Genomic DNA, 11,703 nt, shown 5'->3' with positions numbered 1-11,703 from the left:
CCCCCCTTTCAACAACACCCAGCCCCCCCCCCTGTCCGGGCCCCTCCGCCGTCGTGGTCACGGCAGTCTGCGAGCTACTGCCACAGCGTCGCAATCGCAACGTTGAGCAGCGCAAGGCCGCCGACGCTGTGCGCCAGGCCCTTGCTGATCGGCTCGCCCTTCTTGTACTTGCGGCGGCCGATGAATGCCAGGACGCCGACGATCAGGGCAATGACGAGCTTGATGCCGAGCTTGGCGTAGTTCGCGTTGATGTCCAGGGCCGGGATCAGGCCCATCATGGCGATGCCCGTGAGGAGCTGGAGCATCGCGCCGTCGAACTGGCGGGGGTGGATGGTGGGCTTCTTCATCTGGCCGATCCAGATACCGACGATCATGGCAGCGCCAATGATGTGCAGGAAAACCAGGACGTCAAAGACAATTTTCATGGCATCAGTCTAGCCAGAACATTCTACAGAACGTAGTAAGACCCGCCGTGCCCCCGGCGTGACGTCGGGAAGGACTGAAAACGCACGACGGCGGTGCGGTGACTGGTGGGTGTCCACCGGTCGCCGCACCGCCGTCGTGCGTCGGTGTGGTTCGAACCCCTGGGGGTTGGAGCTAGAGGCCCAGGTCCGCTTCGAAGGCGCCTTCTTCAAGGCGTGCCTTCAGCGTCTGCAGGAAGCGTCCCGCGTCGGCGCCGTCGACCAGTCGGTGATCGTACGTGAGGGAGAGGTACATCATCGAGCGGATGGCCAGCGAGTCATCGCCGTTCTCGTCAGCCACCACAACGGCGCGCTTGACGATCGCACCGGTGCCGAGGATGGCAACCTGCGGCTGGTTGATGATCGGGGTGTCGAACAGGGCGCCCACGGAACCGATGTTGGTGATGCTGAAGGTTCCGCCGGAGAGCTCGTCCGGTCCGATCTTGCCGTTGCGGGTGCGGTCCGCGACGTCGGCGATCTTGCCGGCCAGGCCGGCCAGGTTCAGGTTGCCGGCGTCTGCGATGACCGGAACCAGCAGGCCCTTGTCGGTGTCCACCGCAATCGCCAGGTGCTCGGCGTTGTGGTAGGTGATCTCCTGCTTGTCCTCGTCGTAGGAGGCGTTGACCTTCGGGTGCTGCTTCAGGGCCTCGGCAACAGCCTTGGCGATGAAGGGCAGGAAGGTCAGCTTGGAGCCGTTCTGGGCCTGGAAGGAGTTCTTGGCCTTGGCACGGAGCTTGGCGACCTTGGTCATGTCGACCTCGTGCACCTGGGTCAGCTGGGTGGAGATGTCCAGCGACTCGCGCATGCGGCGGGCAATGACCTGGCGGATCCGCGGGGCCTTCTGCACGGTGCCGCGCAGCGAGGAGAGGTCAGCGGACGGACGCGCGGCCGCAGCCGAAGGGGCTGCCGAAGGTGCGGCGGCCGCGGCGGGGGCCGGGGCTGCCTTGGCTTCCGCTGCTGCCAGCACGTCCTGCTTGCGGATGCGGCCGCCGACGCCGGTGCCGGTCAGGGAGGTGATGTCCACGCCCTGCTGGTTGGCCAGCTTGCGGACAAGCGGCGTAACGTAGCCGGACTCTGCGGACGAGGCTGCCGGGGCAGCAACGGGGGCAGCGGCTTCCTGTGCCGGGGCGGGTGCTTCCTGCCTGGGAGCCTCCTGCTTGGGGGCTTCAGCCGGAGAGGCCTCCTTGGGAGCTTCCTGCTTCGGTGCTGCTGCTTCCTTCGGAGCCTCAGCGGCGGGAGCCGCAGCGGGGGCAGCGGCGCCGGAACCGATCACGGCGAGGACAGAGCCGACCTCGGCCGTTTCGTCCTCGGCGACGCGGATTTCCTGCAGAACGCCGGCAACCGGTGACGGGATCTCGGTGTCAACCTTGTCGGTGGAAACCTCCAGCAGCGGCTCGTCGACCTCGACGGTGTCGCCGATGCTCTTGAGCCAGCGGGTGACGGTGCCTTCGGTGACGCTCTCGCCCAGGGCGGGGAGCGTGACTTCGTGGCCTTCGCCGGCGGGAGCAGCAGCCGGTGCAGCCGGTGCGGCGGGTGCTTCGGCTTCGGGTGCCGGTGCTTCGGCAGCCGCCGGGGCCGGTGCTTCCTCGGCCGGGGCTTCGGCGGCGGGGGCTTCGCCCGAGCCGGCGGAGCCGGAACCGTCGCCGATGCGGACCAGAGGTGCGCCAACTTCAGCGGTCTCGTCTTCGGCGACGAGGATTTCCTCGATCACGCCGGCGATCGGAGAGGGGATCTCGGTGTCTACTTTGTCGGTGGAAACCTCGAGCAGCGGCTCGTCCACCTCTACCCGGTCACCTACCTGCTTGAGCCAGCGGGTGACGGTTCCTTCGGTGACACTCTCACCGAGGGCGGGCAAGTTAACGGATTCAGACATGTCGTCCCCGTTCTCCTTATTGATCTTTAGTGCGGATGATTGCTGCCTTGGTCGAGCTTAGTGCACCCGGCATTTCGGGCCGGGTGCACTACACACGGTGTTCTTGCGGTGGTGCGGCGGAACTGCTAGCCGTGGAGGGCCTTGCCGGCCAGGGCCAGGTGGGCCTCGCCGAGGGACTCGTTCTGCGTCGGGTGGGCGTGGACCAGCTGGGCCACGTCTTCCGGGTAGGCTTCCCAGTTCACGATCAGCTGGGCTTCACCGATCTGCTCGCCCATACGGGAGCCGATCATGTGGACGCCGACGACGGGGCCGTCCTTCTGGCGGACCAGCTTCACGAGGCCGCTGGTGCCCAGGATGGAGCTCTTGCCGTTGCCGGCAAGGTTGTATTCCTGGGTCAGGACCTGGTCGTCACCGAACTTGGCCCTGGCGGCCTTCTCCGTGTAACCGACAGTCGCGATTTCCGGCTCGGAGTAGGTGACCTTGGGGATGTTGACGTCCTCGACGACAACCGGCTTCAGGCCGGCGATTTCCTCGGCGACGAAGATGCCCTGCTGGTAGCCGCGGTGGGCCAGCTGGACGCCCGGGACGATGTCGCCGACGGCGTAGACGTTGCCAACGCCGGTGTGCAGGCGTTCGTTGGTGATAACGAAGCCGCGGTCGATGGTCAGGCCGGCTTCCTCGTAGCCAAGGTTGGCCGTGACGGGGCCGCGGCCGACCGCGACGAGCATAAGGTCCGCCTCGAAGGTCTTGCCGTCCACGAGGGTGACCTTGACGCCGTCGGCGTTCTGCTCAACGCCCTGGAAGAAAGTGCCGGTGGAGAACTTGATGCCGCGCTTCTTGAAGGCGCGCTCGAAGGCCTTGACGATCGTCGCGTCCTCGTTCGGGACCAGCGACGGCAGGCCCTCGATGATGGTGACGTCGACGCCGAAGGACTTCCACACTGAAGCGAACTCGACGCCGATCACGCCGCCGCCCAGGATGATCGCGCTCTTGGGGATGAAATCCATGGTGAGGGCTTCGTCGGAGGTGATGACCTTGCCGCCGATTTCCAGGCCCGGCAGCGAGCGGGAGTACGAGCCGGTCGCAAGGACAATGTTCTTGCCCTTGTACGCGGTGCCGTTCACGACGACGGTGTCGGTGCCCTGGAGCTTGCCTTCGCCCTCGATGACGGTGATGCCCTTTTTGCCCTTGATGAGGCCCTGCAGGCCCTTGAACTTGCCGGCGATGATGCCGTCTTTGTAGGCGTTGACAGCGGTGATGTCGATACTGTCCAGGGTGACGTTGACGCCGTACTTCGCCGAGTCACGGGCGTGGTCGGCCAGTTCCGCGGAGTGCAGCAGGGCCTTGGTGGGGATACAGCCGTTGTGCAGGCAGGTGCCGCCGAGCTTGCCCTTTTCGATCAGGCCAACCGTGAGGCCAAGCTGAACGGCACGCAGGGCAGTTGCGTAGCCGCCGCTGCCGCCGCCGAGTACCAGGATGTCGAATTCTTGCGCAGTTGCCTGATCGGCCACTAAAACGCTCCCTCGCGTGAACGATGACACGAGAGTACGCATCATCTGGTCTTGGAACTTCCTGCCGTGATTATGCCAGCAGGGCTGTTCCCTTTCATTGTGACTACCGGAGTTCACCTTAGCGAACCACTAATACATGCTCCACCTTGCCGTGGCGTTTGTGGAGCGCTTGTGTCCAGTCTCACGCGGCCGGTGGCGGGGGCAGCGAAGCCCCGGCCACCGGCTGGCGCGGACGCCTGGACGGGTTTGGTCCTAGGCGGTTTTGGCCAGGATGTCCTCGACGTAGGCCACGAGCGTGCGCACGGTGCAGCCCGTGCCCTGCTTGTGGTTGTAGCCGTAGGGGCTGCCGTTGTTGAAGGACGGGCCGGCAATGTCGATGTGGGCCCAGGGGATCTGTTCGCCGTCCTTGTCCTTGCCCACGAATTCGCGCAGGAAGACGGCAGCCGTCATCATGCCGCCATGGCGTTCGCCGATGTTGGCGAGGTCCGCGACCTGCGAGTCGAGGCTGGGGCGCAGCTCTTCGGGCAGCGGCATCGGCCAGACCAGTTCGCCGGCGCGGTCAGCAGCAGCCTTGAGCGGGCCGGTAACGGATTCGGAGCCCATCACGCCTGCCGTGCGGTCGCCGAGGGCGATGAGCTGCGCGCCGGTGAGGGTGGCCACGTCGATGATCGCGTCCGGGTACTCCTGGCTGGCGGCGACGATGCCGTCGGCCATGACCAGGCGGCCCTCGGCGTCGGTGTTCAGGACCTCAACGGTCTTGCCGCCGAACATGGTGAGCACGTCGGCGGGACGCTGCGCAGCACCGGAGGGCATGTTTTCCGCGATGCAGAGCCAGGCGGTCGCCTTGACCGGCAGGCCCAGGCCGGCGAGGGCCAGGACGGTGTTCAGTACGACGGCGGCGCCCGCCATGTCGGACTTCATGTCGCCCATGCCGAGGTGTGGCTTGAGCGAGATGCCGCCGGTGTCGAAGGTGATGCCCTTGCCCACGAGGGCGATCTTGGCGGTGGCCCTGGCGGGGGAGTATTCGACCTTGACCAGGCGCGGCTGCCGGGTGGAGCCCTTGCCAACGCCGAGGATTCCGCCGAAGCCTTCCTTTTCCAGGCGCTTCTCGTCCCACACGGTCACCTTGACCGGCAGGCCCTTGGACAGTTCCTTGGCCGCTTCCGCGAAGGATTCGGGGTAGAGGTGGCTGGGCGGCTGGTTGACCAGCGAGCGGGTCGCGTTGACCGCCCTGCCAATCAGTGCGGCACGGTCCAGTACCGGTTTCAGGGCCTTGTCGGCGGCAAAATCGGTGACAATCACGACGTTGTTGACGGGATCCTTCAGGCCGTCCTTGGCGGAGCGGTACTCGGTGAACGAGTAAGCGCCCATGGCCGCGCCCTCGGCGACGGCCGCGACATCCCCAAGCGACGTCGTCGGGAGGGCCAAAGTGACCGTGCTGACGCCGGCCAGCTGGCGGACCGCCGAGCCGGCGGCGCGGCGCAGCGCCTCCTCGGTGAGCGGCTGCGCCGCGGAGACCTTTCCGACGCCGGCGAGCACGAGGACTTTCGCGCCGGCCTCGCTCAGGCCCGGCAGGCGGTGGGCCTGGTCCGCTGCCCCGGTGATGCCAAGAACACTCAGTGATTCGGCCAGGGCTTCGGCGGCCTTGGCGGTCAGGGGGTTGCTGAGCAGGACGGGACCGTCCGGGCCTTGGCCCACGCCGATGACAAGGGCGTCGCTGGTGGACTTCTTGAGGTCCCCTGCAACTGCACTAAGTTTGACTTCCGTATTCTTGACCACGAGGACAGTCCTCAATTCTCTGAGTTTTTAGGGCAGGAACTGCATGTTTGGCGTCCTGCCATGGAACCTGGGCCGCTGCCGGTTTGAGACGTCACCCAGGTGTCTTCAAGCCGTCATAAGGCCAGCTCCGATCGTAGTCTCTCCCCGGCATGGGTGTTCAATTGAATGAGAGCTGGAGCACACCCCGCTGAGGAATGCGCCCGTCCTCCGGCGTGTTATACCGGATATCGGCGCCGCCGCCCGGCAGGGCGCGCCCGGCTGCCCCCACTGACTGCGACCCCCACTGACTACGACGAAAGGAACATGCCGTGCTTGAACGGATTTCCGGCTCCCTGCTGGACCCCGAATCGCTGTACCGGCGTGATGACGCGCTGTTCCGCAGCCCCGAACTGCGCGGTCTGAACCTCGTCATGGGCTTCACCGGATTTGCCGATGCAGGACACGTCGTCAGGCAGATCACCGCCGAACTGCTGGACACGCTGGATTCCACGATGGTGGCCGAGTTCGACGCCGACCAGCTGATCGACTACCGCTCCCGCCGCCCGCAAATCAGTTTCGTCGAGGACCATCTGCAGGACTACCAGGCGCCGCGCCTGGCACTGTACCGGCTGGTGGACGGGCTTGGCAGCCCGTTCCTGTTCCTGGCCGGGTTTGAACCGGACCTGCAATGGGAGCGGTTCGCGCGCGCCGTCGTGGGCATCGTCGCGGACCTGGACGTCAACCTCGTCACGTGGATCCATTCCATCCCCATGCCCGTACCGCACACCCGGCCCGTCGGAGTGACGGTGCACGGCAACCGACCGGACCTCATCGAGGGCATCTCGGTGTGGAAGCCCACCGTCGAGGTGCCCGCCGCCGTCGGCCACCTGCTTGAACTGCGGCTGACGGACGCCGGGCGCAACGTCGCCGGCTACGTGATGCATGTGCCGCACTACCTTGCCGAAGCGGAATACCCGACGGCGGCCGTCGCTGGACTCGAATACCTGGGCGCGGCCACCTCGCTGATGCTGCCCGCCGACCGGCTCCGCGAAGCCGGACGGGAAGTCGGGCGCCAGATCGCCGAGCAGATCGACGCGTCGGAGGACGTGCAGCAGGTGGTCTCGCGGCTCGAAACCCGGTACGACGAGAACGCCGAAGGCACCGTGCGCCGGTCCCTGCTCGCCGACGAGAACGACCAGCTGCCCAACGCGGATGCCCTCGGTGCCGCCGTCGAGGCGTACCTGGCCCGTGAACAACCCGGCGAATAACCGGGGAATAAATACCATTTTTCTGTCGACTGGGCATAATGGAGGGGTGACTTCACCCCGCGCCTGGCTGATCTGGATTGTCGGGGTGTTCGCGTACCTCGTGGCGGTCAGCCAGCGCACCTCCTTTGGCGTAGTGGGACTGGAGGCCACGGAGCGCTTCCAGGCCAGCGCGGCCGAAATTTCCTTCTTCACCGTCCTGCAGCTCCTCGTCTACGCAGCCCTGCAGATTCCGGTCGGCATCCTCGTGGACAGGTTCGGTTCCCGGGCCATGATCGCCGGCGGCGCCCTCCTGATGGGGCTGGGTCAGCTCCAGCTGGCCTTTGCGGAAAACATCCCGGGAGGCGTGCTGGGCCGGGTGCTGGTCGGTGCCGGGGACGCCATGACCTTCATCTCGGTGATCCGGCTGATCCCGATCTGGTTCGTCCCCACCCGTGTCCCGTTGCTCACCCAGCTCACCGGGATGTCCGGGCAGCTCGGCCAGCTCTTCAGCGTGGTGCCGTTCGCCATGATCCTGCACCTCGCCGGCTGGACCCCCGCGTTCCTGACGCTCGCGGCCATGTCAGCCCTCGCCGTGGTGCTCGTGCTGGTCCTGCTCCAGGACCGGCCACCCGGACACCCGGCACCGGAACCGTCCCAGGGGCTGCGCGCCACAGGGGTCTCGCTGTCGCGCGCCTGGCGGCAGCCCGGCACCCGGCTGGGACTCTGGAGCCACTTCACCGTCCAGTTCAGCGGCACCGTCTTCGCCATGACGTGGGGCTACCCGTTCCTGATCTCCGCCCAGGGCCTGGACGGACCCACCGTTTCGGCACTGATGACGCTGTACGTGGCCACGGCCATCGCCGCCGGGCCGCTGATGGGCAGCTTCGTTTCACGCCACCCGCTCCGGCGCTCCACCATGGTGCTGCTGATCTCCGCCGCTACTGCCGTCGCCTGGGCTGCAGTGCTGCTCATCCCGGGGCGCTCCCCGCTGTGGCTGCTGGCCGGGCTGGTGGTGGTGCTCGCCATCGGCGGCCCCGGCTCCATGATCGGCTTCGACTTCGCCCGCACTTTTAACCCGGCCCACCGGATCGGCACTGCGACCGGGATCGTGAACGTGGGCGGCTTCATCGCCTCCCTCATTGCCATCTACCTGATCGGCCTGGTCCTTGACGTTCTGTACGCCAGCGGATTCTCGCAGGGCGAGCTGTACGGGCTCGATCCGTTCCGGATCGCGCTGAGCGTGCAGTTCGTGCTGCTGGCAGGCGGGGCGGGAGCCATCGTGGTCATCCGCCGGAAAGTCCGGAAGCAGATGGCGGCCCAGGGCGTTGAAGTCCCCCCGCTGCTGGCGGCACTCGCTGAACAGCGCCGACTCAGCGCGGAGCGGCGCCGCACGCCCTGATTCGCGGGCTGCGGGTTGTCCACATAGGACAGGCCGGCACTAACGCGGGCCCCCGGAGGCAGCGAGGCTGGCCTTATGACAGCTCCCGATCACCTGAGAATCACCGGCCCGGAGGACATCCTCGGGTTCATCCCGCATTCCCTGGGCTACTGGCCGGCCCACAGTCTCGTGGCCATGACCATGCAGGGCAAACGGCTCGGAGCCACGCTTCGGGTGGACCTCCCCGGTGACGCCGGCAGCCCGGACTGGTCCGGTTCGGCCGGACCGGCAGGCTTCGCCCGTTCCGTGGCGTCCTACCTCGAGGCCGACGACGTGGCGGATGGCTCGCTGCTAGCCTTCTTTACCGAAGCCGACGGGGACGGGGCGCCGTGGGCCACGCTCCTGGCGGAGCTCGAGAATGCGCTGGCCGACGCCGGCATGCCCGTGCGGGACGCCTGGCTGGTCGGCGCCGACTACTGGCGCAACGCCTATTGCGTGGACCCTTCGTGCTGCGCTCCGCCCGGGCGTCCCGTGGAGGAGATCAGGAACAGCAGGCTCAACGCCGAGATGGTCTTCCGCGGCAGTACTGTCGGACCGGCCCCCGGCACCGAACCGCCCGCGATAGCGTCGGGTGAGCCGGATCCCGCCGTGCTGGATGCTCAGCGGGACTGGGCACAGCTGTTTTCGGTCCGTACGCGGGACAGGCGCCAGTTCGGCCAGGTCCTGGACGTGTGGACGCGGGTGCTGCACGCCCCGGCGCCGGGCCCCAGACTGACGGCGGCGCTCACCGGCTATCTCCGCGCGACCCTGTGCGTCCCGGCCTGGCGCGACGCGGTGCTGGTAATGGCGGCCGCAGGCGCGGAGGCGGCGGAGCGCGGCGCCGAAGACTTCGGGGTGTTCGACGGCGCGGCGCCGGATTCCGGATGGGGCGGTTCGCTGCCTGCATCCGGGCACCCCGGACGCCCGCTGGCTCCCTTGCCGCCGCTCGAAGGGTTCCCGCCCCGGGGCCGGGGCCGCCCCGGTCATGAACCTCCGGAGGTGTCCGGCTACGGTGAGGTCCTGCTGGGTCTGGCGCCTCCGCTGCCGGACTGGACCGCGATGGCATGCCTGGAGCGGGTGCTGGTGCAGCTGGGCGCGTCCGGCGGCGAGGCGGGAGCTGCCGCGCTGACCGGGCGGGGCTGGATTGAATGGTGCCGCGGCAAAGGATCCTTCGCCGATGCGCTGTTCAGCCGCGCCGTCGAGGAGCACCCCGGCTACCGGCTGGCGGAGCTGCTGGCAGAACTGGTCCGCCGCGGGACGCTCTGCGGCTGGGCGGGCCGAAGGGAGGCCGCCTGGCAGCGGTTCGAGCCGGACGTGGCCTGACGCGAAGCCACCGCAGGGCCGGGACTGTGGCGCCATGGTCCCGGCGGCATGGTCCCGGCGGCGGATATTGCGGCGCCTGCACCGCGGGTCGGTGCCGATTGCGAAAATCGTGAGACAATGGTTGCCGAGACCCGGTTGGGTCCGTGTATTAAGTGCTCGCAATGGACCTTGGAAACAGGGAACATTACGGTCGCCCCAGGAGTTCTACTTAGTGGCTCTGCTGGTCGTGATTGCACCTGATGTGAAACACGGACTTGACAGGGTCATAGTGGTGTTGCCCGTATGGTGATTCCACAGACCGCCGCTAGAAAGGTTTTCTGTGACCCCGTCTTCCGCGAAGAAGGAACCCGCCGACCAGGCCGTATTGTCCCCCGAGGAGAAGAAGGCGGCGACGAGCGCCAAACGCGCCGCCACGCGTGCCGCCAACAAGGCTGTCAAAGACGCCGCCTTGGCCGGAGGCGACAGCACCGCGTCGGCAGTCGCCAGGCCTGAACCCAAAAAGCGCGGGCCCAAGCCCGGCGCCAAAGCCGCGGCGCAAGCCGCCGGCAAGGCCGCCAACGGCGACGACGACACCGATGAGGACGTCGAGGTTGACCTCGACGACGTTGTGGTCGAGGCCGTTGAGATCGGTGAGGACGGAGAGGAGATCCCGGCCAAGGCAGCAGCCGCCACCGGCTCCGGCTTTGTCTACTCCGACGCCGACGACGACGACGCCCCCGTGCAGCAGGTCATGTCCGCCGGCGCCACCGCCGACCCCGTCAAGGACTACCTGAAGCAGATCGGCAAGGTCGCCCTGCTGAATGCCGAGCAGGAAGTCGACCTCGCCCTGCGCATCGAGGCCGGCCTCTTTGCCGAGGAGAAAATTAACGCCGACGACGGAACCATGGATCCGAAGCTCAAGCGCGAGCTCGAATTCGTCATCCACGACGGCAAACGTGCCAAGAACCACCTGCTGGAGGCCAACCTTCGCCTCGTCGTCTCACTGGCCAAGCGCTACACCGGCCGCGGCATGCTGTTCCTGGACCTGATCCAGGAAGGCAACCTGGGCCTGATCCGTGCGGTCGAGAAGTTCGATTACACCAAGGGCTTCAAGTTCTCCACCTACGCCACCTGGTGGATCCGCCAGGCCATCACCCGCGCCATGGCCGACCAGGCCCGCACCATCCGCATCCCGGTGCACATGGTGGAAGTCATCAACAAGCTGGCACGCGTGCAGCGCCAGATGCTGCAGGACCTCGGCCGCGAACCTACGCCGGAAGAGCTGGCCCTCGAACTGGACATGACGCCCGAAAAGGTCGTCGAGGTCCAGAAGTACGGCCGTGAGCCGATCTCACTGCACACCCCGCTGGGCGAGGACGGTGACTCGGAATTCGGTGACCTCATCGAGGACTCCGAGGCCGTGGTCCCGGCTGACGCGGTGAGCTTCACCCTGCTGCAGGAACAGCTGCACTCGGTGCTGGACACCCTCTCCGAACGCGAGGCCGGCGTGGTCGCGATGCGCTTCGGCCTGACCGACGGACAGCCGAAGACGTTAGACGAAATCGGCAAGGTCTACGGCGTCACGCGCGAGCGGATCCGCCAGATCGAATCCAAGACCATGTCCAAGCTGCGGCACCCGTCGCGGTCCCAGGTCCTCCGGGACTACCTGGACTAGGCAGGTACCACACAACGCGGGGTCACTTCCCGCCCATCATCTTCGGAGGATGGGCGGGAAGTGACCCCGCGTTGTTCGTTAAAGTGGAAAGGCCCCTCCGGATTCGGAGGGGCCTTTCTCAAATGGTCTAGTCGACCGGGACCGGCGGCTTCTCGTGAAGGCGTCCAGTCTCGTCGTGCCAGTCTGAGCTGAGCGGCCGTAGCGTCGGCTCCACGGCGCGGGCGTGGTGGCCGCAGAAAAGAAGCTCACCCCCGGAGGCGCCGAGAACAACCCGGACATATGCCTGTGCTCCGCAACGATCGCACCGGTCGACGGTGGTAAGTGTGCGGTCCGCAACTGCTGTTGTCATGTTCGGCCTCCTTGGTAGATCGGTATACCTATATAACCAGCATTCGCGGCGAATCCATGGCTTGGATGGGCCACTTTCGCTGTACGCGTATCACGTCTCGATAACGGCGT

General features: G+C 66.8%; 9 protein-coding genes. 4 read left to right on the top strand and 5 right to left on the bottom strand.

Annotated features, from left to right (window positions below; translation table 11 throughout):
• Positions 1 to 74: 74 nt before the first annotated feature.
• From ACZY0Y_RS11575 to ACZY0Y_RS11560, 4 genes are all read right to left on the bottom strand, one after another.
• Complete coding sequence (locus tag ACZY0Y_RS11575) at positions 75 to 425, bottom strand: hypothetical protein (protein ID WP_463882678.1); 351 nt, start codon at positions 423 to 425, stop codon at positions 75 to 77.
• 172 nt (positions 426 to 597) lie between these two features.
• Positions 598 to 2,334 carry a 2-oxoglutarate dehydrogenase, E2 component, dihydrolipoamide succinyltransferase gene (gene sucB / locus ACZY0Y_RS11570; protein ID WP_463958109.1) on the bottom strand — a complete coding sequence of 579 codons (1,737 nt, stop codon included), beginning with the start codon at positions 2,332 to 2,334 and terminating at the stop codon, positions 598 to 600.
• A gap of 125 nt (positions 2,335 to 2,459) precedes the next feature.
• Positions 2,460 to 3,845, bottom strand: coding sequence for a dihydrolipoyl dehydrogenase (gene lpdA / locus ACZY0Y_RS11565; RefSeq protein ID WP_463882680.1), 1,386 nt, complete (start codon positions 3,843 to 3,845; stop codon positions 2,460 to 2,462).
• Positions 3,846 to 4,097: 252 nt separating this feature from the next.
• Positions 4,098 to 5,624, bottom strand: a complete 1,527-nt coding sequence (locus ACZY0Y_RS11560) for a leucyl aminopeptidase (RefSeq protein WP_463882682.1) — start codon at positions 5,622 to 5,624, stop codon at positions 4,098 to 4,100.
• Between the two features lie 308 nt (positions 5,625 to 5,932).
• On the opposite strand from ACZY0Y_RS11560, the gene ACZY0Y_RS11555 reads away from it, so the two are divergent.
• The 4 genes from ACZY0Y_RS11555 (at position 5,933) to ACZY0Y_RS11540 (ending at position 11,244) form a co-directional block, all read left to right on the top strand.
• The gene (locus tag ACZY0Y_RS11555; protein WP_463882683.1) at positions 5,933 to 6,871 is read left to right on the top strand and encodes a proteasome assembly chaperone family protein; all 939 of its coding nucleotides are present in this window, start codon (positions 5,933 to 5,935) and stop codon (positions 6,869 to 6,871) included.
• Between the two features lie 46 nt (positions 6,872 to 6,917).
• The gene (locus ACZY0Y_RS11550) at positions 6,918 to 8,249 is read left to right on the top strand and encodes an MFS transporter (protein WP_463958108.1); all 1,332 of its coding nucleotides are present in this window, start codon (positions 6,918 to 6,920) and stop codon (positions 8,247 to 8,249) included.
• Positions 8,250 to 8,324: 75 nt separating this feature from the next.
• Complete coding sequence (locus ACZY0Y_RS11545; RefSeq protein WP_463958106.1) at positions 8,325 to 9,590, top strand: DUF4192 family protein; 1,266 nt, start codon at positions 8,325 to 8,327, stop codon at positions 9,588 to 9,590.
• A gap of 319 nt (positions 9,591 to 9,909) precedes the next feature.
• Positions 9,910 to 11,244 carry an RNA polymerase sigma factor gene (locus ACZY0Y_RS11540; protein WP_463882687.1) on the top strand — a complete coding sequence of 445 codons (1,335 nt, stop codon included), beginning with the start codon at positions 9,910 to 9,912 and terminating at the stop codon, positions 11,242 to 11,244.
• A gap of 127 nt (positions 11,245 to 11,371) precedes the next feature.
• On the opposite strand, the gene ACZY0Y_RS11535 is transcribed toward ACZY0Y_RS11540, so the two are convergent.
• Complete coding sequence (locus ACZY0Y_RS11535; protein ID WP_354173453.1) at positions 11,372 to 11,593, bottom strand: DUF7455 domain-containing protein; 222 nt, start codon at positions 11,591 to 11,593, stop codon at positions 11,372 to 11,374.
• Positions 11,594 to 11,703: the final 110 nt, after the last annotated feature.

It is taken from the genome of Pseudarthrobacter kochi (assembly GCF_055412805.1).
Note: the sequence above shows the minus strand (reverse complement) of the source record. Positions and strands in the feature narration are given on the sequence as shown.